The organism is Yoonia sp. SWMV100, from assembly GCF_056108365.1.
In genome coordinates, this window is record NZ_JBWBAQ010000005.1 from 201,891 (window position 1) to 226,592 (window position 24,702).

Consider the following 24,702-nt stretch of genomic DNA (forward strand, 5'->3'; position numbering starts at 1 on the left):
TTTTTAGCATAGGTTCCCCATGACACACGTCACGACGGCCGATATAGAGACGTCTTATCTCGCGCAGCTCCGCACGAAGCGGATCATGAATACGATCATTTTGGTTGTCTTTATTGCGCTGATGGTTGCGGGGTTCGGTACGGCCAATGACCGCAACGCTGGCGGGTTTGTGAACGGGCTGCCCATGCTGCTGGATTTTCCCGGTGACGTGATCACCGAGGCATATTCCCGCGCCCACCTGCTGCCCGGCTATTTTCTGAAATACTTTCCGTCGCTGGTCGAGACAATCAATATCGCCGCGGCATCGACGCTGCTGGGTGGCATCGTCGGGTTGGCCATGTCATTGCTGGTGACACGCGGTTTGGCCCCGTTTCCATGGCTGGTTGGCCCGCTGCGCCGCGTTTTGGATGTGCTGCGCGCCGTGCCTGAAATTGTGATTGCGCTGGTGCTGATCTTTTTGCTGGGCGGTGGTCCGGTGCCTGCGATGATCGCCATTGCGCTGCATACTGTCGGCGCGTTGGGCAAGCTGTTTTCGGAAGTAAATGAAAACGCATCGCTCAAGCCGACCGAAGGATTGGCATCGGTCGGGGCGGGATGGATCCAACGCATGTGGTTGGGTGTGATCCCGCAGGTCGCGCCGAATTACCTGAGCTATGGGTTGCTGCGGTTTGAAATTAACATTCGCGCTTCGGCGATCCTTGGGTTCGTGGGGGCAGGCGGCATTGGATATGACCTGCGCAACACCATGAGCTGGGGGCAGGGCAAATTCGACGAAGCCGCAGCAATATTTCTGCTGTTGTTTGGAACGATTGTGATCGTCGACCAGGTATCCAGCACTTTGCGCCACCGTCTGACCCATGGGGCCCGCAACCAAGAGGCCCACGCATGACCGCGCTGCCATTGCACACACAGACCACGTCCCGTTTTGCCCGCAAACGCCTGATTGCGTTCGCCGTACCGGCGGTGATTTTGGCCTATTTCGCTTATATTTTTGTGGCCTTTGATATGGCTGGACTGCCCGAGCGGGTGAATGTTGAAAACGCCCGCACGTTGGTGTCCGACGCGTACAGCTATAAAACCCACGTCACCCGCGATAACCGCAACGGCGCGGTGGATATATCGATCGAAGGTGAGCGCAAAGGCAGCTATCCGGATGGAACAGGCCCGGACTGGGTCACCCTTGGCGATGAGACACTGATCGACTTGGGCGGGGGCAGTCTTGTCACCTTTGGTGCGGCAACGGTCAGTTTTGATGTGCCGGGATATGGGCGCATTACAATGGAACCAGGCAGCACTGGTGTGAATGCTGTGTTTCCTGAGGGTGACCTGCCCGCGTGGATTAGCGCATCAAAAAATCGCGTGATGATTGCGACGGATGCGGGGCGTTTGACCGTGACCCGCAACCGGTCCGAAGTGTTTCGCTATTCCATGGGCTGGGAGCTGTTCTTCTTCACGCTCGACAGTCCCTATCATGGCATGGGTTTGACCGAGATCGCCAATCGCGCCCTGCATGGCGAAGCGGGCGCGATTTGGTCGGACATCTGGTCGAATAAAATGTGGCGGCATGGTGATGTTGTCTGGGCGCTGTTTGAAACGATCCTGATGGCGTTCCTTGGCACGTTTGGTGCCGCGATGATCGCGCTGCCGCTGGGGTTTTTGGCCGCCAAGAATTTCACACCTCTGGGCAGTTTGCGGTTTGCGGCCCGCAGGGTGTTTGATTTTCTGCGCGGTGTGGATGGGTTGATTTGGACGATCGTGCTGTCACGTGCGTTCGGGCCGGGTCCGTTGACCGGATCACTGGCGATTATGCTGACCGACACCGGGTCTTTTGGCAAAATGTTTTCCGAAGCGCTGGAAAATGTCGACGGCAAACAGATCGAGGGCATCGCATCAACCGGGGCAAAACCATTGCAGCGGTATCGGTTCGGGGTGCTTCCGCAGATCACACCGGTTCTGTTAAGTCAGGTTTTGTATTACCTTGAATCCAATACGCGGTCGGCCACGATTATTGGCGCGATTACGGGCGGCGGTATCGGTCTGCTGCTGACCCAAGCCATCATCACCCAGAAAGACTGGGAAGAGGTGACCTATTACATCATCTTGATTATCATCATGGTCATGATGATGGACACTTTTTCAGGATGGTTGCGGCGCAAACTGATCAAGGGCAGCAACGAGGAAGGTCATTGATGGCGCGTCTGACGCAAGAAGCCCCGTTTCTACATCCAGATTGCGATGTGACTGACACGACGTTTGGCCGCTATACCGAAATCGGGCGCGGCACCCGGATCGCCCATAGCCATCTGGGCGATTATTCGTATTGCGACCGGTTCGCCGATATTGCCAATGCGCAGATTGCCAAGTTTGCGAATATTGCAAGCTATGTGCGGATTGGTGCGACGGATCATCCAATGGACAAGGCAAGCCTGCATCATTTTCACTATCGGTCTGCGGACTATTTTGACGACGCCGGTGACGATGCGGATTGGTTTGCACATCGCCGCACAAGGCGGGCGGTGATTGGCCATGATACGTGGATCGGCCACGGCGCGCAGATCCGGCCGGACGTGACGCTGGGCGATGGCTGCGTTGTGGCGGGTGGTGCGATCGTGACCAAAGATGTCGCGCCTTATATGATCGTCGCGGGTATCCCTGCGGCGCCCCTGCGGGCGCGGTTTCCGGGTGATATTGCTGACCGGATGCTGGCGCTGGCATGGTGGGATTGGCAGCACGACAAGTTGCGGCTTGCGCTGGACGATTTTCGGATGTTGAAAGCCGAGGCCTTTTTGGAAAAATACGCATAGTTTGCGAAGGCGTATTCCGGTTTTTATGCCCTGAGTGTTCTGGGGTTTTACGTGGTAAACTTGTCGTGAATGATCTACATTGCGCGCGTCAACATGGCCTTCGCCGTCATTTTACCAAGGTCTTTTATGTGGCATGGAACGGGTTTTTGCTGCGCTTGCGCCAATGGTCACTATCGGGATGCGGCGACGTATTTCAAAATAACGACAGCTGGCTACCGTCGTTGGATTTAGGTTTTTTCTTGCGTTTAGGGGCCGATTTTCGGCTTCCCAGTTTCAGAAAAACGGCGTTTGCGGCGACCTGAAAATCCGGCCCGTTTCTTACGTCTGTGACCTTCTGTTTCGCAGCTTTTGCTGATGCGGCCTGATCGACAATCGGCGCGGGGTAATCCCGTCCTAAGGTAAAATCATGATCATGGATCGGTGCCTTTTCATACTTCCACGGCTCGTGAATGAAATCATCGGGAACGTTCTTTAGCTCGGGCACCCATTTGCGGATGAAGACGCCTTTGGGATCGTGTTCAATGGATTGTTTTATCGGATTATAAACGCGCATTGCGTTGATACCCGTGACACCGGATTGCATTTGCAACTGGCTATAGTGAATTCCGGGTTCATAGTCTGTGAACAGACCCGCGAGATGCGATCCGGTAACGCGCCAATCAAGCCACAGTTGATAGCTGGCAAAGCTAACCAGCATCGCCCTCATGCGGAATGTGATCCAGCCCGCTTCGGTCAGATTGCGCATACAAGCGTCAATGAACGGGTAACCTGTCTGACCGTTCGCCCATGCTTGGAAATGTGCGTCATTGTACGCGCCAACCCGCAACCGTTCAAAGGCGGGGTGCATGCAATGGGTTTCTATTTCCGGCTGGTCTTCGAGCTTTTGGATAAAGTGGCAGCGCCAAGCTAATCGAGAACCAAAAGCTGTCAAATGACGTCCAAAGATTTTGCTCTCTTCAGGGGATAATTGGGATCGGCGTTTCGTGATTGATTGCGCCACCTCGCGCACCGACAGCGTTCCCCATGCAAGGTGGGCGGACAGACGCGAGCAATGAAACTCTGACAGATCTGGTGCTGAAATATGGTAAAGATACGCCCGAGATCGATGATTTAAGAAGCTGCGCAGATCAGTAACGGCTTGCCTTCGCCCGCCTTTCTGTACCTTGCCAATCCGCGCATTGCCAAACATCGGGTCAGTTTTTTCAGGAAGAGTATCTGACTTGCATAAGGGGAATGAAGTAAGGGCCTTTGGCTTGGGCGTTATCTTTTCGGCCATGCGCGTATTTCGGATTTTGGACCAGTTATCACGACTGCCCAGCCGTCTTACAACGCCGTTTGAAGGCGACTCGTGCAGCGCGACATTATTGTCCAAACACAACTTTCGAACGGCGATATCCCTTTGGAACGTCCATTGGTTTCCTGTTTCCTCATGTGCGTACAGGTCGCTGACCTGATGTTCAAAATGCAGCTTTTTGATCACGTCGCAGGCATCGCCAACCTTTATAATCAGGGGTTGCCCCAATGCGGCCAAATCGTTTTGTAAATCACAAAGGCTGTCGTGAATAAAATGCCAATGACGGCGTGACGCAAAGGGCTGTTTCCAACATTCAGGCTCAACGATGTAAAGCGGTATGATCGGCGCGCCTGATTGCGACGCCGCGAACAGCGGGGCGTGATCATTTATCCGTAGATCGCGTTTAAACCATACTATCCGGGGTGCCCGTGTCATTCTGTGCGGCTTCTTTGATGTTGCGTGGGAAATATGTGGTCAGCGTCATGAGACAGACCTGACCTTTTTCGCGTCTGGTCGCTTCGAATGACGCGACCTTCGGCAACGCTCGGAACAATATCGGACTTCGTCCCAAACCTTGGCCCATTTTTTACGTGACGAAAAAGGTCTCTCGCATGTCGCACATATCTTAACGGGGAGTTCAGACTTTTTCATTGGCATCCAGCGCGTTAAAAAAACGACGGCTATCGTCTTGGATTGCTTTGCGCTTGTCGTCATCCATGCGATCAAGGCTTTTGTACATGAACCCCATGCGCGGGTTGCCCCTTAATTTGGCATCATTGCGGCTTATGAAATCCCAATACAGGTAATTGAACGGACAGGCATTTGGGCCGTTTTTGACGGATACTTTGTATTTGCAGGAACCGCAGTAGTTGGACATTTTATTGATGTAGGCCCCACTGGCTGCGTAGGGCTTTGATGCCATCTGCCCGCCATCTGCAAACAGAACCATCCCTGTGACATTGGGCAGCTCCACCCATTCATAGGCGTCTGCGTACACCAACAGATACCAGTTGTTGACCTCGTCAGGATCAAGACCCGCAATCAATGCAAAGTTGCCCAGAACCATCAATCGTTGGATGTGATGGGCATAGGCATTTTGTTTTGTCTCTGTGATGCACTGCCGCAGACAGTTCATCTGGGTATCGGCCGTCCAATAAAATTCAGGCAGGGGCCGCTTTGCCTCAAAAAAGTTCGCGGACTTATATTCGGGCATTTTGAGCCAATAAAGGCCTCGGACATATTCGCGCCACCCTAAGATTTGCCTGATGAATCCTTCGACCGCGTTTAAGGGGGCTTTGCTTTGGTGATATGCGGCTTCGGCGCGTTCGATACACTCGAGCGGGCCGAGAAGTCCGCAATTAAGATAGAACCCGATATGGCTGTGATACATCCACGGTTCATTCTGGATCATTGCATCTTGATAGTCGCCGAACAGATGTAAACGTTTGGCGATGAACTGCTCCAAGGCGGCAACCGCCTGATCGCGCGTTACGGCAAAGTGAAAGGGCAGCAGATCGCCGAAATGATCCGGAAAGTGTTTTTCTACAACAGCAAGGACATCTTGCGTGATTTTGTCAGGCTGCGCACGAAAGGTATCGGGTACATCCAATCCTGAACTGGGTGGGTTGCGATTGTCGGTATCGTAATTCCACTGCCCCCCGATCGGGCCATCCTGATCCATCAAGACCGCGTATTTGCGTCGCATTTCACGGTAAAAATATTCCATTCGCAACTGTCGCCGCCCTTCAGCCCAAGCGGCAAATTCATCAGGTGCGCAAAGAAAACGATCATCTTCCTTGATTGTGACCGGCAGTTTCAGGGTTGATGACCAACTTTCGATTTCTGCTTTTAACCTGTGCTCACCGGGTGCAGTAACAACGACTTCAGTAACGGGATTTTCTGCGATGGTGCGGGTCACTTCGCCGATCAAAGATTCGGCGTTGTCTGGGTCGTCATATTTGACGTAGCGAACGGTATATCCATCGCCCGAAAGCTCCTGCGCAAAATGACGCATCGCGGAAAACACAAAAGCGATCTTTTTCTTATGATGCTTCACATATGTCGCTTCACTGCGAACTTCGCACATCAAAACGATGTCGTTTTTTGGGTCAAGACCGGTCAGGCTGGATAGGGTCCGGCTTAATTGATCCCCCAGTATCAGGCACAACTTCATGTGCGGTTCCAATCTATCGGCTTGGTGCGGATGCTTGTCTGGTCAAGCCCGTTGTGATGTCCGGCGCGTGTGTTTCGCTGGTACCAAATGATCCGGAAAAGCATGAAATCAAGAGTGCCGCGGCGGTTTATCCTGCCCAACCTCGCAGGCAGCCATTCGTGCGGGCCGCTGCATACCGCCGATCAGGGGTTGGACCTGTCAGGCGCGGTGTAGCTTGCGCGCAATGCGCGTTATTCTGCAGCGATCCGTAGTTTGGGGGCGGCTTGGGTCAGGCGGTGCGCGAGGCCGGCAGAAAGGTATGACCAGCGTCCGCCGGCCATCGTGCCTTCGATCTGGCGGGTGGTCGCGTTGATGATGGTCAGGTCGGCGCGTTTCCCTTCGGCGATGACGCCCCTGTCACCCAACCCCATGATCCGCGCGGGTCGGGTTGAAATCATCGCCCATGCCTTGGCGAAATCCATCAACCCCGCGTCGGCAAGGCGAAACGCCGCCTGCGCCAATGTGGGGTAGTGGTAGTCCGAGACGAGCGCATCACACAGCCCTTCGCGGATCAGGGCGACGGCGGCAACATTGCCTGATTGTGACCCGCCACGCACCACATTGGGCGCGCCCATGATCACCGGGTCGGCCCACGCTTTGGCCAAGGCGGCAGCGCCACGTTGTGTGGGGAATTCGCAGATTTTCGCGCCGATCATCGCGTAGTATTCGCGGGTGCGACCGTCTGGATCGTCGTGGCTGCCATAGCGCACGGCAAGTCGGTCGAATGCCGCCGAAAGGTTGCACAAGTACCGCGGAACCTGCGGCGCAAAGTCGCGTGTCGCATGTACCAAGGCCATATGTTCGTCCGGCGTGCGGCCCGCCCGCGCTGCCCACATGGCGATGCGGGCCGGGTCGGTTTTCGCGATGTCGATTGCTTCGTCGAGGTGATTATTAAAGATCACGTAGTCGATGCCATAGGTTTCAACGGCGTCGATCAGTCGGTATTGGGTGTCGACAGTGTAGGTTTCGCAGCGGATCTGCACGCGTAGATCAGTCAGAAGATGTGGGCGAAAGTTGGTGTATTCTTTCAAAAAGGTTTCCGCGAAATCGGGGCCGCGTCCGCCGCCCTCCCAGGACCAGCTTTGCGCCATCCATGCCGTTGTCACCCCGTTGGCTGCGGCGTCGCGGTCAGTGCCCGCCAAACCCATCGGAATCGGGAACGGTGCCGACGGGCGGGGGGAAAGGTGATGTTCAAACGCGTCGCCATGCAGATCAATGATGCCGGGCAGCAGATAATACCCCCCGAGATTGATTGACGGCCCACTGCGAGACGTCTCATCGCGCAAGAAACCTTCGCGCACGGTGATCGTGCCGTGAGTGATCTCGCCCTCTCGCAAAACCTGTGCGCCATGGAACGAAAGATATGCGATTGGATGCGTCATTGGCTCGTCCGCTGCTTTTCGATTGCAGGTTGTATGATCCAGCGATGTATCGCGCGTGTGACATTTATGTTTAGGAATTGTTAACCGTTAGCGTGACGCGGTCGCCCGCGAACCATGTATGCCCGTATTCAATCGGGGTTCCGTCGGCATCAATGTTGATCCCGACGGACCGCAGGATCGGTGCGCCTTCTTTGATCCGCAGGTGCAGGGCTTGGGTCGCGTTCGCCAGTTTGGCCGTCAGTCGGGTTGACGCACGGGTATAATCGGCAATCTTGTGGCGGGCCAATGCGGCTGTCACCGACTTGGTTTCATCGACATCGGTCAGAAGGTTGGGAAAACGATCGGCTGGAAATACGCTGCGGAATAATGCGATCGGTTGATGATCCGCGAGCGATAGCCCGTCATACACATGCACAGATGCCCCGTGGGGCAACGCGAGCGCCTCTGCCTCGCGCGTGTCGGCTGTGCGGGTTTCCAAGGCAAGGATGTGTTTGCCCGGCGCGCGCCCGGCCGCTGTCAGGTTTTGGTGAAACCTCACGCGCCGCCCGATAGGGTAGTCCGTTGGCGTTTGCGCGACAAACACCCCCGCGCCCCGGCGGGCATGTACCAATCCCGCTTCGGCCATGGCTGCCAATGCGCGGCGCACAGTGTGCCGGTTGACGCCAAACCGCGCGGCAAGCGCTGCCTCGGTTGGCAGTTTATCACCGGGGGCATAGCGGCCTTCGACGATGTCGGTGGTAAGGGCGGTGCTGATTGAAGTCCAAATTGCTGTACGGGCCATGTTGTCACGAAAGTTTCACATCATCAGGGATTGCCAGCCGCAAGCGACCTAGCCTAGTATTTGTCTAGTTGTATATTAATTTAGACAAACACACAAGGTGTCTAGATGGCAGAAATGAACGATCCGAATGCCGCCCGCAAAGCATGGATGGGCGTCTTGAGCAAAGCCGATGCCGCTGCGGTGGCACAGGTGTGGGCCACGATGAATATCGCGCCCGCCCATACGCTGTTGCGCGCGCCTGAAATTGGTGGCGTGATGGTGCGGGGGCGTGCCGGTGCGACTGGCGCGGCGTTTAACCTTGGTGAAATGACCGTCACCCGCTGTTCGCTGAAATTGGCGGACGGCACGGTGGGCCACGCCTACGTTCAGGGCCGCGACAAAGAAAAGGCGCGGGTTGCCGCGTTGGTCGACGCGTTGATGCAGACCGATCAGGCAGAGGATGTTGCGGCGCGCGTGATCGCGCCGCTGCGCGATGGGGCCACGACCCACAAGGCCAGTCGCGCCGCCAAAGCCGCCGCGACAAAGGTTGATTTCTTTACGATGGTTCGAGGAGAAGACTGATGCAAGGTGCCGCACTCGAAGGTGGGTTTACCGATGTCCCGGTCCAATCCGCGCAATCGTTTCGCCAGATTATGACCGCAATGGCGCAGCCGGGCACGATTTGCGATGTGACGGGCGCACAGCCACCTGCGCCATTGTCACAGGCTGCGGGCGTTGTGATTTTGACACTTTGTGATCCCGAAACGCCCGTGTTTCTGGCGCCAAGCGTCGATACGCTGGCGGTGCGGACGTGGATCACGTTTCATACCGGCGCGCCGTTTACGCAGGCCGCGCAGGCCACATTTGCTGTTGGCATCTGGGACGAGATGCCTTTGGCGGTCTTTCCGGTTGGCACCGCGGACTACCCGGATCGATCGACGACACTGATTGTTGAACTGTCGGACCTGTCCGCAACAGGCGCGACGCTGCGCGGACCGGGGATCAAGGATACGGCGCGTTTGTCCGTGCCAGATGTGTCGGCGTTCCAACGCAATGCGCGGCTATTTCCACAAGGGCTTGATTTCATGTTCACCTGTCAGAACCGCCTTGCGGCTTTGCCGCGAACGACGCGGGTGTCCTGATGTATGTCGCGGTAAAGGGTGGTGAAAAGGCGATTGATAACGCCCATGCGTGGTTGGCTGAAGAACGCCGTGGCGATACGACGGTGGTCGAACTGTCGGTGGCGCAAATTCGGGAACAGCTTGCATTGGCGGTGAACCGTGTGATGGCCGAAGGGTCTCTGTTTGATCCGGATCTTGCGGCGCTCGCGATTAAACAAGCGCGCGGGGATCTGATCGAGGCGGTCTTTTTGATCCGCGCCTACCGCACCACGCTGCCGCGTTTTGGCGGATCTGAACCCGTGGATACAGACAAGATGGCCTGTGACCGCCGGGTGTCGGCGACGTTCAAGGATGCGCCCGGCGGGCAGGTGTTGGGCCCGACGTTCGATTATACGCACCGGCTGCTGGATTTCAAACTTGCTGCGGACGGCGAAGTCTTGGCGGCGGCGCAAGTGCCAGCGCCAGCGACCGCGCCCCCGCACATCATGTCATTTCTGGATCGCGAAGGGTTGGTGCAAACAGAACCGAAGGGACCGCAGACGCCACCCGATCTGACCCGCGCGCCGCTGGAATTGCCGGCGACCCGCGCGTTGCGGTTGCAATCGCTGACGCGGGCAGACGAAGGGTTTATCCTTGGCATGGCCTATTCCACGCAGCGTGGCTATGCGCGCAACCATGCCTTTGTCGCGGAACTGCGGATCGGCACTGTTGCAGTCGAAATGGAAATTCCGGAACTGGGCTTTGCGATTGAGATTGGCGAGGTGGTGCTGACCGAGTGCGAGACCGTCAACCAGTTTCAAGGATCAAAGACCGAGCCGCCGCAATTTACCCGTGGCTACGGGCTGGTCTTTGGCATGACGGAACGCAAGGCGATTTCGATGGCTTTGGTGGATCGGGCGCTGCGCTGGAAAGAGTTGGGCGAAGATAACCTTGGCGCGCCTGCGCAGGACGAGGAATTCGTTTTGTACCATAGCGACAATATTCAGGCGACGGGGTTCTTAGAGCATATCAAGCTACCGCACTACGTCGATTTCCAATCCGAGCTGGAGTTGATCCGCAAGCTCCGCCGCGAGGCATCAGCGGTGCAAGAGGCGGCAGAATGACCATGCCATTCGGCGCAGGCGCCAACGCCTTTGGCGAGAGTATTTTTGGCAAGATGATGAACGGGGTGTTCCATGTCTGACTACAACTTTGCCTATTTGGACGAACAGACCAAACGGATGATCCGCCGCGCGATCCTGAAAGGTTTGGCTATCCCCGGCTATCAGGTGCCCTTTGCCAGCCGCGAAATGCCGATGCCATATGGCTGGGGCACCGGCGGCGTGCAGGTCAGTGCGGCGGTGCTGACCCCCGACGATACGTTCAAGGTGATCGACCAAGGCGCGGATGACACCACCAATGCTGTGTCGATCCGTCGGTTTTTTGAAAAAACGGCGGGTGTGGCGGTAACCGAAAGCACCGCTGCGGCTAGTGTGATTCAAACCCGTCATCGCATCCCCGAACAGGATCTACGGGAGGGGCAGATCCTTGTTTATCAGGTGCCGATTCCAGAGCCTTTGCGGTTTTTAGAGCCGTCCGAGGTCGAGACCCGCAAGATGCACGCGCTTGAGGAATACGGGTTGATGCATGTGAAATTATACGAGGATATTTCCCAGCATGGCGCCATTGCGACCGCCTATGCGTATCCCGTGAAGGTCGAGGGCCGCTATGTGATGGACCCTTCTCCGATCCCGAAGTTTGATAACCCCAAGTTGAATATGGCTGGTATTCAACTATTTGGTGCGGGGCGCGAACAGCGGATTTACGCGCTGCCGCCCTATACCCAAGTTGTCAGTCTTGATTTCGAGGATTACCCGTTCGAGGCCAGCAAGGCCGATCACGCCTGTGATCTGTGCGGCGCAGCGGATAGTTATCTGGACGAGTTGATCGTCGATGATCACGGCGGGCGCATGTTTATGTGTTCGGACACCGATTACTGTGGCGCGCGCCGCAAGGACGGCCATGTTGGCGCACAAGGCGCGCCTTATGTGGAGGACGCGGCATGACCCCCCTGTTGCAAGTGGATAACGTGTCCAAGTTTTATGGCGCGCGGATCGGTTGCAAGTCCGTGTCGTTCGACCTGTACCCCGGTGAGGTCATGGGGATTGTCGGCGAAAGCGGGTCGGGAAAATCCACGCTGCTGAACTGCCTTGCCGGGCATTTGGTACCGGATGCCGGGGCCGTGCGCTTTGACACCCGCGCCGACGGGATGCGCGATACAGTGACGATGTCCGAGCCGGAGCGGCGCATGCTGTCGCGCACCGACTGGGCGTTTGTGCATCAGCATGCGCATGACGGGTTACGGATGAATGTCAGCGCGGGCGGTAATGTGGGCGAGCGATTGATGGCGGTGGGGGCGCGTCATTACGGTGAAATTCGCGATCAGGCCACCGATTGGTTGGGGCGCGTTGAAATTAGCGCCGACCGGATCGACGACCGCCCCAGCGCATTTTCGGGAGGCATGCAGCAAAGGTTGCAGATTGCGCGTAATCTGGTGACCGGGCCGCGGTTGGTGTTCATGGATGAACCGACGGGCGGTTTGGATGTATCGGTGCAGGCGCGGCTGTTGGATCTGTTGCGCGGGTTGGTGCGCGAAATGAACCTGAGCGCGATAATTGTGACCCACGACCTTGCCGTTGTACGCCTGTTGGCCGACCGTTTGATGGTCATGAAGGATGGTTGTGTCGTTGAAAGCGGCCTGACCGATCAGGTTTTGGATGATCCGCAGCATGGTTATACCCAACTGCTGGTGTCTTCTGTCTTGCAGGTGTGAGTTTTGAGTATTTCGAACAAAGCGAGGGATGGACGATGATCCAGATCGAGAATGTGGCAAAGTCATTTACGCTGCATAATCAGGGGGCGGCGGTGATTCCGGTGATGGCAGGTGCGTGCTTGCGGGTGCAGCCCGGTGAGTGTGTCGCGCTAGTCGGGCAGTCGGGGGCGGGGAAGTCGACCCTGATGCGGATGATTTATGGAAATTACCTGACGGCGTCAGGACGTATTCAAATTGGCGATGTCGATGTAGCCAACGCCGCACCGCGCGAGATCTTGCAGCTTCGCCGCTATACACTGGGCTACGTTAGCCAGTTTTTACGGGTTGTCCCGCGGGTCCCGACGGTCGAGGTCGTCGCCGAGCCACTGCTGGCGACCGGGATGGCGCGCGCGGCAGCTATTTCGCGGGCTGAGGTGTTATTGGCGACTTTGAATATACCAGAGAGGCTGTGGACGCTTAGCCCCACGACATTTTCGGGCGGCGAACAGCAGCGGGTCAACATTGCCCGTGGATTTGCCTATACTTACCCGGCGCTGTTGTTGGATGAGCCGACCGCAAGTTTGGACGGCAAGAACCGTGAGGTTGTGATGGTGATGATCGAACAGGCCAAGGCCCGCGGCGCGGCGATCATCGGGATCTTTCACGATGAGGCGGTCCGTGACCGGGTCTGTGACCGGGTTATCGACGTGACTGGCTTTACGCCGCAAGCCGCCGCATGAGCGGGCGTTTTATCGCAGTTGTCGGACCGTCGGGCGTCGGCAAGGACAGTGTGATGCGCGCGCTGGCAGCGGGCATGCCGCAGATCGCCGTCGCAAGGCGTGTGATTACGCGCCCCGGCGATGCCGGGGGAGAGGATTTTGACGGGGTGAGCGAGGAGCGGTTTTTGGCGATGCAGTCGCGCGGGCAATTTGCGCTATCTTGGCCGGCGCATGGCTTGCATTATGGTGTTCCGGTGCAGGTTGACGACCATCTTGCCGCTGGCCGTGACGTGCTTGCCAATCTGTCGCGGACGCAGTTGCATGCGGCGCAGGATCGGTTCGACCGGTGTGTGTTTATTTCATTGACCGCGACGAACGCGGTTCTGGCGCGGCGATTGACGGCGCGTGGCCGCGAGGATGCATCAGAGGTCATACGGCGGTTGGAACGCGCCACATATGCGGTGCCCAACGGGATTTTTGCGCACGAGATCGACAACAGCGGCCCGTTGGAACAAGCTGTCACCGCAGTGATTGCCCTGCTTTATCCCGAAAGCGCAAAGGTATGAATTTCGTGGAACATCCCTGTCTTTGCCTCGCCCACAAGCGCAATACGGTCGATCGGAAACGGGCGCGGGATCAGCGGCAATATATGCGGCGCGAGTTGGTCGGTCACGATCGCGCCAAGCCCGGGATCAATCGTTCCGGAGAGCGTGAGATGGAAGTGGAAATCTTCGCCGACATAAGGGTAGCCCCAGGTTATCAGGTTGTGTTCTTGGCGTTCGGACAGCATCGCCTGCCTGCGGCGCGCAAGTTCGCTGGCCGATGCAGGGGCGCGAAAACGGTCCAACGCTTCGACGATTTGGGCCGCGGTTTGGTTCAGCGTGCCCAGATTGCCACGCGGACGCAACGCCAAAAATCCGCGCTGATGTTTAAGAACCAAGCCGTCCAGCTTGAAGGCGGGCAGGGTTTTTGCCAGTGCCTCTGTCGCCGTGGCCAGCGCGTCCTGTGTCGTGCCAGCGGCAAGCCGGAAAGGCGCTTTCAGCGTGCCGTGAAAGCCGTATTTGCGCGGAGTCTGTGTCAGCTTTTCGATATCAATATCCGCGATTTGCGGATGGGCACATTTGCGCCCCTGCCGATTATCCCAGCCCAGCCAGGATGCGCAGAAGTCGGCGAAGTCGCCGGGTGGCGGGGTGTAGAAGATTGCGTAACGTTCAAACATGAAACCCTCTTTGCCAAGGCCGCGTGACAGATCCATGACACAAGAAACCATTCTCGCCAATGCCCAGATTATTCTTGCCGACGAGGTAATCACCGGATGCCTGAAGATGAACGGCGGTATCATTACCGATATCACATCCGGGTCCAGTGCCGCCAAAGGTGCAGTTGACTGCGGCGGTGATTTTATCAGCCCCGGCATGATTGAACTACACACCGATAACCTAGAGCGTCACATTAGCCCGCGCCCCAAGGTGGATTGGCCCCATCGCGCGGCGATTGTCGCCCACGACCGCGAATTGGCGGGAACGGGTATTACGACGGTGTTCGATGCGATCCGGGTGGGATCTATCGTTTCCGACACTGGAAGGCGGTACGGAAAGTATGCCCGCAACATGGCAAATGAGATTTTGCAAATGCGGGATGCGGGGGCGCTGAAGATCAGTCACCACATTCACCTGCGTGCGGAAATCTGTTCAGAAACGCTTGCCGAGGAGTTGGATGAATTTGGTGCAGCTGACCGCATTGGCATCGTGTCTTTGATGGATCATACGCCGGGACAGCGCCAGTTCAGTGACCTGACAAAATATGCCGATTATGTCTGTGGGAAACACGGCATGGCGCGCGCTGATTTCCCGGCCTACGTTGATTTTCTGTATGGATTGCAAGCGCGATTGGGCGCAAAGCACGAGGCGGCGGCGGTCGCGGCGGCCAAACGCTATGGCGCGACTTTGGCCAGCCATGATGACACCACGGCAGCACAGGTCGCCGCCAGCCATGCCCACGGCATAACCTTGGCCGAATTCCCGACAACCGTCGAAGCGGCCCATGCGTGCCATGACACAGGCATTGCTACCATTATGGGCGCGCCCAATCTGGTGCGTGGCGGATCCCATTCGGGCAATGTGGCGGCGCATGAACTGGCGCAGCTGGATCGGCTTGATATCTTGTCATCTGACTATGTCCCGGCCGCGCTGTTGCTGGGTGCCGTACGGGTTGCGCAAATCTGGGGGAATTGGGCAAAGGGCATGGCGACTGTCACCGCGCAACCGGCCCGCCATGTGCATCTGGCGGATCGGGGTGTGCTGGCGATTGGCAAGCGCGCCGATGTTTTGCGCTTTGCCGTGATGAACGACGTGCCTGTGGTGCAGGCTGTTTGGGCCGCAGGGCGGCAGGTGGCCTAAGGGCGCGTGACCAGCAGGGTTTGACCCGCGCTGACGGTCTGCCAGTCGGATGCGGTTTGGTCGGGCCAGATGATCCTGACGTCGGCGTGGTCGTTTGTCCCGATCCCAAAGTGAAGCGGTACGAGGCTGCCACTGGCGTGGCCGCCGCCGATCGTGCGTTCATTGGTTTGCAGGCCGTCGGCTGTGCGGACTTCGATCACAGCGCCAATGGCATAACGGTTGATGTCGGGTTGGCGGGGGTCCACTGCCAGCCAGTTGCCCGTGTCAGCGCTGGCGTTTTGCCAAATTTCTACTGGCGCGCGGCGGTTCACCACCACGATATCCAGCAGGCCGTCACCGTTCAGGTCCACAAGCCCTGCGCCGCGTGACCTTTCCACTGTACCGATCCCTGCATCGGCCGCTTTTTCCGAAAATGTCCCATCGGGGTTTTGCATCAACAGATTGTTGGGGTCTTGCATGGCAAGGCCGGGCATCTGATCGACGTTGCCTTTGGCGATAAACAAATCGGCGCGTCCGTCATTGTCGATATCGCCGAATTCAGCGTGCCAGCCTGTCGACGGGCGGCCATCATCGCCGGTAAAGGGGCGTTGCGCATAGGTGCCGGTGTCATAGGGCACCGCCGTAAATCCGATCCCGGTGTTGCGCATCAAAACCTGATCACCCATTGAGGTGAGCATCACCTCGGGAAGGCCATCGCCCGTGATGTCGCGGCTGGCGATCCCCATGCCCCAGATGCTTTGGCTTGGCCATCCGTCGTCAGGACCAAAATCGCGCAGCGGGTTCAACTGCCACATCTGTTCGGTCCCGTTCCGGACGTAATATTGCCGATCGTTCGAGATGCGCAGCATGGCGGTGCCACTCCGCTGCCAATCGGAAAACAGCATCGACAGCGGGCAATAACTGGGGTTCAGCGGGACGGGTGCGCCATAGGTTGTGTCATCCGGGCGCAACAGGAAATTGATGTCGCAGGTGCCAAATGGCCCATCCGGATCAGTGGCGTCGACATAGTTGCCGAATGCCAGCGTGGGCAGGGTTTCACCCGTTTCCCACGTCGCCGAAAACGCGGTGGTCCAGCGGTCATCCGCGGGCAGGCCCAGTTCACTGGTTGCATCGTGAAACTGGCAATCGCCGTCACCCAACAGCAACATGTTTGGCCCGTTGCGCAGCACCATCAGGTCGATCAGGGCGTCGTTGTTCACATCCACCGGATAGGCGCCCGTGACATCGGTGATCGCGGGGAACGCCCCGGCTGCGAATGCGATGGAATCCATCGCCTGATTTACATACAGCCGTGCTGCGCCTTCACCGCCGGCGACGAACATATCGGGCCGCGAATCGGTGTTGCAATCAAAGATCGCGACGCCCCCGCCAACGAAATGGGACCACCCACCTGAATAGATTTGCGCGACGGGCATACCACCCGCGCGGTCGATAAAATGTGGGGTCGCGGATGCCGGATTTGTGCTCACGAAAAGTGTTAATGCTATGATCAGCTTTGAGAATCTTTGAAATCGATGCACCGGCGGCGACGACAGCGTCAGGTGATCCTGAGGACGAATTGGCATGTACTTTTCTCTCATTTTTTTGCACACTGCGTCATGATCTTAGGCAAGATTGAAGACGCGACTTTCTGATGTCAGGATGTAATTTTACAATTATATCAATGACCTAAATAAGTTTGACAATAATGTTAGCGCTACCTATAAATTACGTAACGGTGCAATACGACCGTTTTCTGGGAGGATACTCAATGAACAAATACGTAATCATCGCGGCTGCAATGGCTGCTGCCATGCCCGCAACCATGACTTTTGCTGAAGGCCACGCAATGACGGTTGGCGTCAGCTGGTCCAACTTCCAAGAAGAGCGCTGGAAGACAGACGAAGCCGCGATCAAAGCTGCACTTGAAGCTGCTGGCGCAGAATATGTTTCTGCAGACGCACAGTCGTCGGCCGCCAAGCAACTGACAGACATCGAAAACCTGATCGCACAAGGCGTTGATGCGCTGATCGTTCTGGGCCAAGATACACAGGCTGTTATTCCTGCGGTTCAGGCTGCTGTGGATGAAGACATCCCTGTTGTTGCTTATGACCGTCTGATCGAAGATCCGCGCGCTTTCTACCTGACATTCGACAACGTCGAAGTGGGTCGCATGCAGGCACGTGCTGTTCTTGAGGCACAGCCAACTGGCAACTATGTGATGATCAAAGGGTCGCCGACCGATCCAAACGCAGACTTCCTGCGTGGCGGTCAGCAAGAAGTGCTGCAAGCGGCAATTGATTCCGGTGCAATCACCATCGTTGGCGAAGCCTATACAGATGGCTGGCAGCCTGCGAACGCACAGCGCAACATGGAGCAGATCCTGACCGAGCAAAACAACGGTGTTGACGCTGTTGTTGCATCGAACGACGGTACTGCGGGTGGTGTTGTTGCTGCGCTGACAGCCCAAGGCATGCAGGGTATCCCTGTGTCTGGCCAAGACGGCGACCACGCTGCGCTGAACCGCGTTGCGGCTGGCACACAGACCGTTTCTGTCTGGAAAGACGCACGTGAACTGGGCAAAGCAGCAGCTGAAATCGCTGTTGCATTGGCTGGCGGCACGGCCCCAGCGGATGTTGCAAACGCTGTGACATTCACAACACCTGGCGGCAACGACATGAATGCTGTGTTCCTGGCACCTGTGCCTGTGACTGCAGCGAACCTGTCCGATGTTGTTGATGCAGGCTGGATCACACAAGAAGCACTGTGCCAAGGCGTTGAAAACGGCCCGGCACCTTGTAACTAATCACAGATCGTCTGTGACATGTTTGCGCCGCCCCGATGGATCATCGGGGCGGCGCATTCACTCTGGACACTTTGAAATCTGAACTTGCGGGACACACAATGACAGACAGCAGTCAAACGACCGGGCCAGCGACAGGCCAGCAAAAACGAACCTTTATCCAAAGCCTTGAACTGGACACGCGTCTTTTGGGGATGATCGGGGCCTTTATCCTGATCGCCATCGGCTTTAGCATCGCGACCGACGGAAATTTCCTGACGCCGCGCAACATCTTTAACCTGACTGTGCAAACGGTGTCGGTCGCTATCATGGCAACGGGCATGGTGTTTGTGATCGTCACCCGCAATATCGACCTGTCGGTCGGCGCATTGCTGGCGATCTGTTCTGCCGTGATTGCAATGGTGCAAACCCGCTGGCTGCCCGGCTATTTTGGCCTTGAATTCGGGTCCGTCTGGATCGCGCCGCTGGCTGTCTTGTCTGGGCTTGTGGTCGGAACGTTGATTGGTGCCTTCAACGGCATGTTGATCGGCTACCAGATGATCCCCGCCTTTATCGTGACCTTGGGTGGCTTCCTGATTTGGCGTTATGCCGGTTGGTTCCTGACCGAAGGCCAGACAATCGCGCCGTTGGATGGCACCTTCATTTTGCTGGGTGGTGCCGAGGGAACGCTGGGTGAATTCTGGAGCTGGGTCGTCGGTATTGTCGCGTCATTGGGTGCGATTTGGACGGTTTACAACGCGCGCCGGAACCGCATTTCGCACGACTTTCCGACGAAACCGCTGTGGGCCGAACTTGCCACGGGTGGTGCCTATGTCGCGGCGATTATGGGCTTTGTCGCCACGCTAAATGCTTACGACATCCCCAAGGGGAAACTGCGCCGCATGTTCGAGGCGCGCGGCGAGGTGCTGCCTGCCGGATACACCGAAGGCCATGGTTTGCCGATTTCAGTTCTGGTCTTGATCGCTGTGGCAATTGTGATGTCGATTGTTGCGCGCAAAACCCGTTTGGGGCGCTATATCTTTGCAACGGGCGGCAACCCTGATGCGGCGGAATTGTCAGGGATCAACACCCGTATGCTGACCGTGAAGGTGTTCGCGATCATGGGTTTCTTGTGTGGTCTATCGGCTATCATCGCGCAGGCGCGCCTGCAGGCCCACACGACCGACATCGGGACGCTGGACGAACTGCGCGTGATCGCGGCTGCCGTTATCGGTGGTACTGCGCTCGCCGGTGGTGCGGGTACGATCTATGGTGCGATCCTTGGCGCGATGATCATGCAGTCGCTGACATCGGGTATGGGCATGGTGGGCGTTGACAGCCCGCTGCAAAACATCGTCGTCGGTGCTGTGCTGGTGTTCGCCGTTTGGGTCGACATCGTGTATCGTCGTAAAACGGGAGACGTGTAATGGCTACGCCACTTCTTGAAATGAAAAACATCTCGATCCACTTTGGCGGGATCAAGGCCGTTGATAATGTATCGATCAGCCTGATGCCGGGCGAAGTTGTGGGCCTGTTGGGCCACAACGGTGCGGGTAAATCGACATTGATCAAAATCCTTGCCGGTGCTTACAAGGCTGACGAGGGCGAGATTTTTGTCGAAGGCAAAAAGGTTGAAATCAACAACCCCCGTGATGCACGCAAATACAACATCGAGACGATCTATCAGACGCTTGCGTTGGCCGATAACCTTGATGCGGCGTCAAACCTGTTTTTGGGCCGTGAATTGACCACGCCTTTGGGTTTGGTTGATGACGCCAAAATGGAATCGGAATCGCGCAAGATCATGGCGCGGCTAAACCCGAACTTTAAACGGTTTTCCGAACCGGTCCGGTCGCTTTCGGGCGGGCAGCGCCAGTCGGTTGCGATTGCGCGGGCGGTGTATTTCAACGCGCGTATCCTGATCATGGACGAACCAACGGCGGCGTTGGGTGTCCACGAGACGGCAATGGTTGCGGACCTGATCAAGGAACTCAAGGCCCAAGGTTTGGGTATCTTCCTGATCAGCCACGATACCCGCGAAATGATGGAACTGTGTGATCGGGTGTCCGTCATGAAAAACGGTCAGATGATCGGTACCGAACGTGTCGAAGACGTGACGGAAGACGATATTTTGTCGATGATCATCATGGGCAAAAACCCAAAGCGAGACGCAGCTTAACAGCGGTAAACACATCAAAAAAGGGGGTGGCATATTTGCCGCCCCCTTTTTTTATCAAAAGTCGATTGTCGCGGTGTCTTTGCAAATCCGCTTTGGGAAACTGCGCGGATCAGGCGTCTTTGTACGCGGGCAGGGAATCCAGCGCAGTCTTAAGCGCGTCACCCCAACCGGTCGATATGGTATCAAAGTACGCGTTGTCTGCTTCGATGCGTCCAACCCGGCCTTTGGAAAGGCTATCGGTTTCGTAAAAGTGGTAGTCGAGCGGCATCCCAACCGAAAGATTGGCCTTAAGCGTCGAGTCAAAGCTGACCAACAGAAGCTTCATGGCTTCTTCGAAACCCATTGTGCGGTCATAGGCACGCACCAGAATGGGACGGCCATATTTTGTCTCGCCGATTTGGAAATACGGCGTGTCTGCGCCGGCTTCGATAAAATTACCTTCGGGGTAGATCATAAACATACGCGGTGGGCCGCCCGCGATCTGACCGCCCAGGATCAGCGTCGCGCGAAATGCGCTGTCAGATCCTGATTGACCCGAACCACGTTGATTGGCGATCACTTCGCGCAACGTATCCGCAATAAGCGTGGCGGCCTGAAACATTGACGGTACTTTGAAAATCTCGGGCTTGCGGTCATCATGCGATTTGCTGCGTTCGTTTATCAGGCTGACCACAGCTTGCGTGGTGGCAAGGTTGCCTGCGGCCATCAGGGTCAGGCAGCGGTCGCGGGGTTCATCCCAGATCGCGGTTTTGCCAAAAGACGAGATGTTATCAAGCCCAGCATTTGTGCGTGTGTCAGACATAAACATGATGCCGGCATCCAGCATCAAACCCACACAATACGTCATTTCAAAATCCTACTGTTGCGATACCGCTATATCGACTGAAAGGGACTCACCGCTTCCGCCGAATGTCGTGCCAGTTACAGGGGCGGCACCAGTATAGTCCAGACCTGTTGCAACACGCACGTAACGTTCGTCGGGGCATATCGCGTTAGAAACGTCGAACCCAACCCAGCCAAGCCCGTCAACATGGGCTTCTGCCCACGCGTGGGTTGCGTCCTGGTCGATGCGGTCGTCCATCATCAGGTAGCCCGACACATAGCGTGCGGGATGACCCAATTCGCGCGCGGCGGCGACAAAGATATGGGCGTGGTCCTGACAGACGCCTTTTCCTTCGCGGATTGCGGTCTCGGCGGTTGATTCTGATGTCGATGACCCTGTTTCATAGGCCACGGCATCCCCGATCAAGTCGGATAATTTGTGCAATTGCCCAAGCTGGCTGTCGCCTTTGCTTTTTTGTACCAGTGCCTTGATCCCGCCGCCCGGCTTTGTCAGGGCTGTTGCTGTTTTAAAGTACCAAAGTGGCGTGCGGCCTGTATGGGCGCCGATGACGCCGTTCTTTTGCGTTACCTCAACGGTGCCTTTGCTTTGGATTTCCAGTGCTTCAACGTTGCCCTCGAATTGGATCAACTCAACGAGGTTGTCGAAGTGGTCGCTGTATTGCAGTTCTTTATGACCCCCGGTGATCATCGTTTTCCAGTTAAGCACGGTTTGCCCATGCCCAGATTGCGGTGTCTGGCGGATTTGTTGCAGCCCATAACTGACCGGCGTGTCGAAGTTATACCGCGTGGTGTGGACGATGTTCAAAAGCATGATGTCACGCGTAAAACCTATAATCTTGTTCAATTTGTCGCCCAAGCGACGCAAGAGCGCCAAGGACCGATTGAATATATTGATGCAGACCGTAGTCAAAGACCTTGTCGATATCGTGTTCGGCAAACCGGTCAACAAGGGCCTGCGCCATATCCAGTGCTTGCGACTTTGTGTCGTAGTCAGCAGCAAGATATGCAAGGTTATCGCGGATTTTGCTGACGCAGAAGTTCAACGACCGGGGCATGCGTTTGTCCATGATCAGGAACTGGGCGATGTCGCGCGCGTTGATCTGATTGCCGTAGGCCATACGAAATCCGCCGCGTGCCGATACCGACCGAAGGATGGTTTCCCACTGGACGTTGTCCATCGACGACCCAACCGAAAACGTTGACGGGAGAAGGACATAGTATTTGACATCCAAAATCCGCGCGGTCGCATCGGCACGTTCAAGGAATGTCCCGATGCGCGCAAAGTCGTAGATATCGTTGCGCAGCATGGTGCCATGGGTTGCACCACGAACGAGCGCTGTGCGCTGCCGGATCATACCCTGCACTGCGGTCAAATCGCGTTCGCTCACCTTGCGCGCCAGATCTTTGCGCGCCGCCATATAGCAGCCGTTGACCGCCTCCCAGACTTCTGTGGTTAACGCTGTGCGCACCATTCGTGCGTTTTCTCGTGCTGTATGCAGCGTGGACATCACAGATGATGTGTTTTCCTTGGCACGCAGCATCCAATCGATGGCGGCGTCTTTGTTCACCGTCTCTTCTTGTTCCAGGTAGCCATTTAGAACGCCGGCTGTTTGCATCACAGAACGCCATTCGTCTTCGGATGTGCCCAGACGTGTCAGACCGATGCGTTGCCCGGTCTCGATCAGGCGTGATGTGTTTTCAGCGCGCTCAAGCGAGCGATACATCCAAAATAGTCCGTTTGCGGTTTTTCCCAGCATATTCTAGTCCTCTAGCACCCAAGTGTCCTTGGTGCCGCCACCTTGGGACGAATTCACCACAAGCGATCCTTTTTTCAACGCCACACGGGTCAAACCGCCGGGCGTTATCTCGACCCCATTGGGCGAGAAAAGAACATATGGCCGCAAGTCGACGTGACGTGGCGCAAGCCCGGATTTGGTGAAAATGGGTACGGTGGACAGCGCCAGCGTCGGCTGCGCGATATAGTTGTCTGGCCGCGCCTTCAGTTTGGTGCGGAAACTGGCGATTTCCTTTTTCGATGCGGTTGGCCCGATCAGCATGCCATAGCCGCCCGATCCGTGGACCTCTTTGACCACCAATTCTTCGAGGTTATCCAGCACGTAGCCCAGGCTGTCAGGTTCCGAACAGCGCCACGTCGGCACATTTTCAAGGATGGCCTTTTCGCCGGTGTAGAATTCGACGATGTCCGGCATGTAGCTATAGATGGCCTTGTCATCGGCGATGCCAGTGCCCGGCGCGTTTGCAATGGTGATACCGCCTGCGCGGTAAACATCCATAATGCCGGGGATACCCAGCGCGCTTTCCGGGTTAAAATTAAGCGGGTCAAGGAAATCGTCATCCACCCGACGGTACAACACGTCAATTGGCTGGTACCCACGTGTGGTGCGCATCATCACGCGCCCGTCTTTCACGCGCAGATCGTGACCTTCCACCAGTTCAACACCCATCTGGTCGGCAAGGAACGTGTGTTCGTAATATGCAGAGTTAAAGATACCGGGCGTCAACACCGCGACAGTTGGGTCGCCATCGCAGGCGGGCGGTGCGCATGCGGCCAAGGAACGGCGCAAGTTGGTGGGATAGTTCTGTACCGGCTGGACGCGATTTTTCGCAAACAGTTCCGGGAACATTTGCAACATCGTTTCGCGGTTTTCAAGCATGTAGCTGACGCCGCTTGGGGTGCGCGCATTGTCTTCGAGCACATAAAACTGGTCTGGCCCTGTGCGGACCAAGTCAATCCCGACGATATGTGTGTAAACACCACCGGGTGGGGTCATACCAATCATCTGCGGCAGAAAGGCCGCGTTTTTCGCGATCATCTCGATCGGGATGCGCCCGGCTTTGATAATTTCCTGGCGGTTATAGATATCGTGCAGAAACGCATTGATGGCGCGGACGCGCTGTTCGATCCCGCGGGATAGTTTCTGCCATTCACGACCGGAAATGATGCGCGGGATGATGTCGAACGGGATCAGCCTCTCTTCGGCTTCGGCGCGGCCATAGACGTTGAACGTGATGCCCATCAGGCGAAACACGTCTTCTGCCTCGCGTTGTTTTGCCCTTAATCGTGCCGGATCTTCGCCTTCAAACCAGTTCTGGTAGTTTTCGTAAGGTCCGCGCAATTGTTCGTCTGCGCCCCACATCTCATCAAAATGCATATTTTTGCCTCAGTATACGACATCTCCAAGTATCGGAGATTATTCAAGACACGCCATGCCCCATTCGATTGTTGACCCTTCCTAGCACGAGTGACAAAGGGTCCGCGTAATTATTTTGCGGTAAGTATAAAAACTAGGCATGGAAAAGTATCGCGACGCGCCGCTTTGTGCAAAGACCCGTACGCCTGTTCAACGCTGGCTGCGAACGCGAGTTGCCTGATGGGTTTTGGCTGGATAGGGCACCAGATGATCGTCCAGCTTTCA

At 56.6% G+C, this 24,702-nt stretch carries 25 protein-coding genes; 14 read left to right on the forward strand and 11 right to left on the reverse strand.

Translation table 11 applies throughout. The features are described from left to right. Positions 1–19 precede the first annotated feature (19 nt). From phnE (ACXJGX_RS13065) to ACXJGX_RS13075, 3 genes are read left to right on the forward strand one after another with little or no spacing between them, the layout of a single operon-like run. Positions 20–889 carry a phosphonate ABC transporter, permease protein PhnE gene (phnE, locus tag ACXJGX_RS13065; RefSeq protein ID WP_474782369.1) on the forward strand — a complete coding sequence of 290 codons (870 nt, stop codon included), beginning with the start codon at positions 20–22 and terminating at the stop codon, positions 887–889. Beyond that, entirely contained in the window at positions 886–2,190 is a 1,305-nt protein-coding gene (gene phnE / locus ACXJGX_RS13070; protein ID WP_474782371.1) for a phosphonate ABC transporter, permease protein PhnE, read from the forward strand. The genes phnE (ACXJGX_RS13065) and phnE (ACXJGX_RS13070) overlap by 4 nt, the downstream gene beginning before the upstream one ends. Continuing rightward, entirely contained in the window at positions 2,190–2,804 is a 615-nt protein-coding gene (locus ACXJGX_RS13075; RefSeq protein WP_474782373.1) for an LbetaH domain-containing protein, read from the forward strand. Before phnE (ACXJGX_RS13070) ends, ACXJGX_RS13075 begins: the two co-directional genes overlap by 1 nt. A 193-nt stretch (positions 2,805–2,997) precedes the next feature. Here ACXJGX_RS13075 and ACXJGX_RS13080 read toward each other — a convergent pair whose 3' ends face one another. The 5 genes from ACXJGX_RS13080 to phnF all read right to left on the reverse strand — a co-directional run bounded on the left by ACXJGX_RS13080 (position 2,998) and on the right by phnF (position 8,473). Further along, entirely contained in the window at positions 2,998–4,533 is a 1,536-nt protein-coding gene (locus ACXJGX_RS13080; RefSeq protein ID WP_474782375.1) for an FAD-binding domain-containing protein, read from the reverse strand. 45 nt (positions 4,534–4,578) lie between these two features. Then, positions 4,579–4,812 carry a DUF2256 domain-containing protein gene (locus ACXJGX_RS13085; protein WP_474782377.1) on the reverse strand — a complete coding sequence of 78 codons (234 nt, stop codon included), beginning with the start codon at positions 4,810–4,812 and terminating at the stop codon, positions 4,579–4,581. Next, complete coding sequence (locus tag ACXJGX_RS13090) at positions 4,736–6,271, reverse strand: cryptochrome/photolyase family protein (protein WP_474782379.1); 1,536 nt, start codon at positions 6,269–6,271, stop codon at positions 4,736–4,738. Before ACXJGX_RS13090 ends, ACXJGX_RS13085 begins: the two co-directional genes overlap by 77 nt. A 230-nt stretch (positions 6,272–6,501) precedes the next feature. Next, a complete protein-coding gene (locus ACXJGX_RS13095; protein WP_474782381.1) occupies positions 6,502–7,692 on the reverse strand; it encodes an alpha-D-ribose 1-methylphosphonate 5-triphosphate diphosphatase in 1,191 nt (396 codons plus the stop codon). A gap of 70 nt (positions 7,693–7,762) precedes the next feature. Beyond that, positions 7,763–8,473: a phosphonate metabolism transcriptional regulator PhnF gene (gene phnF, locus ACXJGX_RS13100; RefSeq protein ID WP_474782383.1), complete on the reverse strand. Its 711-nt coding sequence runs from the start codon at positions 8,471–8,473 to the stop codon at positions 7,763–7,765. Positions 8,474–8,578: 105 nt separating this feature from the next. Here phnF and phnG point away from each other — a divergent pair, with 105 nt between their 5' ends. From phnG to phnN, 7 genes are all read left to right on the forward strand, one after another. Beyond that, complete coding sequence (gene phnG, locus ACXJGX_RS13105; RefSeq protein WP_474782385.1) at positions 8,579–9,034, forward strand: phosphonate C-P lyase system protein PhnG; 456 nt, start codon at positions 8,579–8,581, stop codon at positions 9,032–9,034. Next, the gene (gene phnH / locus ACXJGX_RS13110) at positions 9,034–9,594 is read left to right on the forward strand and encodes a phosphonate C-P lyase system protein PhnH (protein ID WP_474782387.1); all 561 of its coding nucleotides are present in this window, start codon (positions 9,034–9,036) and stop codon (positions 9,592–9,594) included. The genes phnG and phnH overlap by 1 nt, the downstream gene beginning before the upstream one ends. Further along, on the forward strand, positions 9,594–10,676 hold the full coding sequence (locus ACXJGX_RS13115) for a carbon-phosphorus lyase complex subunit (protein ID WP_474782389.1): 1,083 nt from the start codon (positions 9,594–9,596) through the stop codon (positions 10,674–10,676). The genes phnH and ACXJGX_RS13115 overlap by 1 nt, the downstream gene beginning before the upstream one ends. A 72-nt stretch (positions 10,677–10,748) precedes the next feature. After that, a complete protein-coding gene (locus tag ACXJGX_RS13120) occupies positions 10,749–11,618 on the forward strand; it encodes an alpha-D-ribose 1-methylphosphonate 5-phosphate C-P-lyase PhnJ (RefSeq protein ID WP_474782391.1) in 870 nt (289 codons plus the stop codon). Continuing rightward, positions 11,615–12,385: a phosphonate C-P lyase system protein PhnK gene (gene phnK, locus ACXJGX_RS13125; protein WP_474782393.1), complete on the forward strand. Its 771-nt coding sequence runs from the start codon at positions 11,615–11,617 to the stop codon at positions 12,383–12,385. The genes ACXJGX_RS13120 and phnK overlap by 4 nt, the downstream gene beginning before the upstream one ends. A 35-nt stretch (positions 12,386–12,420) precedes the next feature. Beyond that, entirely contained in the window at positions 12,421–13,104 is a 684-nt protein-coding gene (phnL, locus tag ACXJGX_RS13130; RefSeq protein WP_474782395.1) for a phosphonate C-P lyase system protein PhnL, read from the forward strand. After that, on the forward strand, positions 13,101–13,649 hold the full coding sequence (gene phnN / locus ACXJGX_RS13135) for a phosphonate metabolism protein/1,5-bisphosphokinase (PRPP-forming) PhnN (protein WP_474782397.1): 549 nt from the start codon (positions 13,101–13,103) through the stop codon (positions 13,647–13,649). Before phnL ends, phnN begins: the two co-directional genes overlap by 4 nt. On the opposite strand, the gene ACXJGX_RS13140 is transcribed toward phnN, so the two are convergent. Beyond that, positions 13,625–14,338, reverse strand: a complete 714-nt coding sequence (locus ACXJGX_RS13140; protein ID WP_474782399.1) for a DUF1045 domain-containing protein — start codon at positions 14,336–14,338, stop codon at positions 13,625–13,627. The two genes, phnN and ACXJGX_RS13140, sit on opposite strands and share 25 nt — an antisense overlap. Between ACXJGX_RS13140 and ACXJGX_RS13145 the strand changes: the two genes are divergently transcribed. Next, on the forward strand, positions 14,337–15,482 hold the full coding sequence (locus ACXJGX_RS13145; RefSeq protein ID WP_474782401.1) for an alpha-D-ribose 1-methylphosphonate 5-triphosphate diphosphatase: 1,146 nt from the start codon (positions 14,337–14,339) through the stop codon (positions 15,480–15,482). The two genes, ACXJGX_RS13140 and ACXJGX_RS13145, sit on opposite strands and share 2 nt — an antisense overlap. Here ACXJGX_RS13145 and ACXJGX_RS13150 read toward each other — a convergent pair. Further along, positions 15,479–17,047: a CRTAC1 family protein gene (locus tag ACXJGX_RS13150; RefSeq protein ID WP_474782403.1), complete on the reverse strand. Its 1,569-nt coding sequence runs from the start codon at positions 17,045–17,047 to the stop codon at positions 15,479–15,481. The two genes, ACXJGX_RS13145 and ACXJGX_RS13150, sit on opposite strands and share 4 nt — an antisense overlap. A 185-nt stretch (positions 17,048–17,232) precedes the next feature. Between ACXJGX_RS13150 and xylF the strand changes: the two genes are divergently transcribed. The 3 genes from xylF to ACXJGX_RS13165 all read left to right on the forward strand — a co-directional run bounded on the left by xylF (position 17,233) and on the right by ACXJGX_RS13165 (position 20,422). Next, the gene (xylF, locus tag ACXJGX_RS13155) at positions 17,233–18,267 is read left to right on the forward strand and encodes a D-xylose ABC transporter substrate-binding protein (RefSeq protein WP_474782405.1); all 1,035 of its coding nucleotides are present in this window, start codon (positions 17,233–17,235) and stop codon (positions 18,265–18,267) included. Between the two features lie 98 nt (positions 18,268–18,365). After that, the gene (locus ACXJGX_RS13160; RefSeq protein ID WP_474782407.1) at positions 18,366–19,670 is read left to right on the forward strand and encodes a sugar ABC transporter permease; all 1,305 of its coding nucleotides are present in this window, start codon (positions 18,366–18,368) and stop codon (positions 19,668–19,670) included. Next, positions 19,670–20,422, forward strand: a complete 753-nt coding sequence (locus ACXJGX_RS13165; RefSeq protein WP_474782409.1) for an ATP-binding cassette domain-containing protein — start codon at positions 19,670–19,672, stop codon at positions 20,420–20,422. The genes ACXJGX_RS13160 and ACXJGX_RS13165 overlap by 1 nt, the downstream gene beginning before the upstream one ends. A gap of 109 nt (positions 20,423–20,531) precedes the next feature. Here the strand turns inward: ACXJGX_RS13165 and ACXJGX_RS13170 are convergent, their stop codons facing one another. Genes ACXJGX_RS13170 through ACXJGX_RS13185 form a run of 4 tightly spaced genes read right to left on the reverse strand, consistent with a single transcriptional unit; the run spans position 20,532 to position 24,438 of the window. Further along, positions 20,532–21,269 carry a proteasome-type protease gene (locus ACXJGX_RS13170; RefSeq protein ID WP_474782411.1) on the reverse strand — a complete coding sequence of 246 codons (738 nt, stop codon included), beginning with the start codon at positions 21,267–21,269 and terminating at the stop codon, positions 20,532–20,534. A 9-nt stretch (positions 21,270–21,278) separates the two neighbouring features. Beyond that, positions 21,279–22,076: a transglutaminase family protein gene (locus ACXJGX_RS13175; protein ID WP_474782413.1), complete on the reverse strand. Its 798-nt coding sequence runs from the start codon at positions 22,074–22,076 to the stop codon at positions 21,279–21,281. A 4-nt stretch (positions 22,077–22,080) separates the two neighbouring features. Continuing rightward, entirely contained in the window at positions 22,081–23,022 is a 942-nt protein-coding gene (locus ACXJGX_RS13180) for an alpha-E domain-containing protein (protein WP_474782415.1), read from the reverse strand. A gap of 3 nt (positions 23,023–23,025) precedes the next feature. Beyond that, positions 23,026–24,438: a circularly permuted type 2 ATP-grasp protein gene (locus ACXJGX_RS13185; protein WP_474782417.1), complete on the reverse strand. Its 1,413-nt coding sequence runs from the start codon at positions 24,436–24,438 to the stop codon at positions 23,026–23,028. Between the last annotated feature and the right edge of the window lie 264 nt (positions 24,439–24,702).

Coding starts and splice junctions, on each gene's coding strand:
- ACXJGX_RS13175 (WP_474782413.1), bottom strand. CDS start 22,076: ATGCTTTTGAACATCGTCCACACCACGCGGTATAACTTCGACACGCCG.
- ACXJGX_RS13140 (WP_474782399.1), bottom strand. CDS start 14,338: ATGGATCTGTCACGCGGCCTTGGCAAAGAGGGTTTCATGTTTGAACGT.
- phnK (WP_474782393.1), top strand. CDS start 11,615: ATGACCCCCCTGTTGCAAGTGGATAACGTGTCCAAGTTTTATGGCGCG.
- ACXJGX_RS13120 (WP_474782391.1), top strand. CDS start 10,749: ATGTCTGACTACAACTTTGCCTATTTGGACGAACAGACCAAACGGATG.
- xylF (WP_474782405.1), top strand. CDS start 17,233: ATGAACAAATACGTAATCATCGCGGCTGCAATGGCTGCTGCCATGCCC.
- ACXJGX_RS13115 (WP_474782389.1), top strand. CDS start 9,594: ATGTATGTCGCGGTAAAGGGTGGTGAAAAGGCGATTGATAACGCCCAT.
- phnE (WP_474782371.1), top strand. CDS start 886: ATGACCGCGCTGCCATTGCACACACAGACCACGTCCCGTTTTGCCCGC.
- ACXJGX_RS13160 (WP_474782407.1), top strand. CDS start 18,366: ATGACAGACAGCAGTCAAACGACCGGGCCAGCGACAGGCCAGCAAAAA.
- ACXJGX_RS13075 (WP_474782373.1), top strand. CDS start 2,190: ATGGCGCGTCTGACGCAAGAAGCCCCGTTTCTACATCCAGATTGCGAT.
- ACXJGX_RS13145 (WP_474782401.1), top strand. CDS start 14,337: ATGACACAAGAAACCATTCTCGCCAATGCCCAGATTATTCTTGCCGAC.
- ACXJGX_RS13090 (WP_474782379.1), bottom strand. CDS start 6,271: ATGAAGTTGTGCCTGATACTGGGGGATCAATTAAGCCGGACCCTATCC.
- ACXJGX_RS13180 (WP_474782415.1), bottom strand. CDS start 23,022: ATGCTGGGAAAAACCGCAAACGGACTATTTTGGATGTATCGCTCGCTT.
- phnF (WP_474782383.1), bottom strand. CDS start 8,473: ATGGCCCGTACAGCAATTTGGACTTCAATCAGCACCGCCCTTACCACC.
- ACXJGX_RS13165 (WP_474782409.1), top strand. CDS start 19,670: ATGGCTACGCCACTTCTTGAAATGAAAAACATCTCGATCCACTTTGGC.
- ACXJGX_RS13085 (WP_474782377.1), bottom strand. CDS start 4,812: ATGACGACAAGCGCAAAGCAATCCAAGACGATAGCCGTCGTTTTTTTA.
- ACXJGX_RS13185 (WP_474782417.1), bottom strand. CDS start 24,438: ATGCATTTTGATGAGATGTGGGGCGCAGACGAACAATTGCGCGGACCT.
- phnH (WP_474782387.1), top strand. CDS start 9,034: ATGCAAGGTGCCGCACTCGAAGGTGGGTTTACCGATGTCCCGGTCCAA.
- ACXJGX_RS13080 (WP_474782375.1), bottom strand. CDS start 4,533: ATGACACGGGCACCCCGGATAGTATGGTTTAAACGCGATCTACGGATA.
- phnE (WP_474782369.1), top strand. CDS start 20: ATGACACACGTCACGACGGCCGATATAGAGACGTCTTATCTCGCGCAG.
- phnG (WP_474782385.1), top strand. CDS start 8,579: ATGGCAGAAATGAACGATCCGAATGCCGCCCGCAAAGCATGGATGGGC.
- ACXJGX_RS13095 (WP_474782381.1), bottom strand. CDS start 7,692: ATGACGCATCCAATCGCATATCTTTCGTTCCATGGCGCACAGGTTTTG.
- ACXJGX_RS13150 (WP_474782403.1), bottom strand. CDS start 17,047: ATGCCAATTCGTCCTCAGGATCACCTGACGCTGTCGTCGCCGCCGGTG.
- ACXJGX_RS13170 (WP_474782411.1), bottom strand. CDS start 21,269: ATGACGTATTGTGTGGGTTTGATGCTGGATGCCGGCATCATGTTTATG.
- phnL (WP_474782395.1), top strand. CDS start 12,421: ATGATCCAGATCGAGAATGTGGCAAAGTCATTTACGCTGCATAATCAG.
- phnN (WP_474782397.1), top strand. CDS start 13,101: ATGAGCGGGCGTTTTATCGCAGTTGTCGGACCGTCGGGCGTCGGCAAG.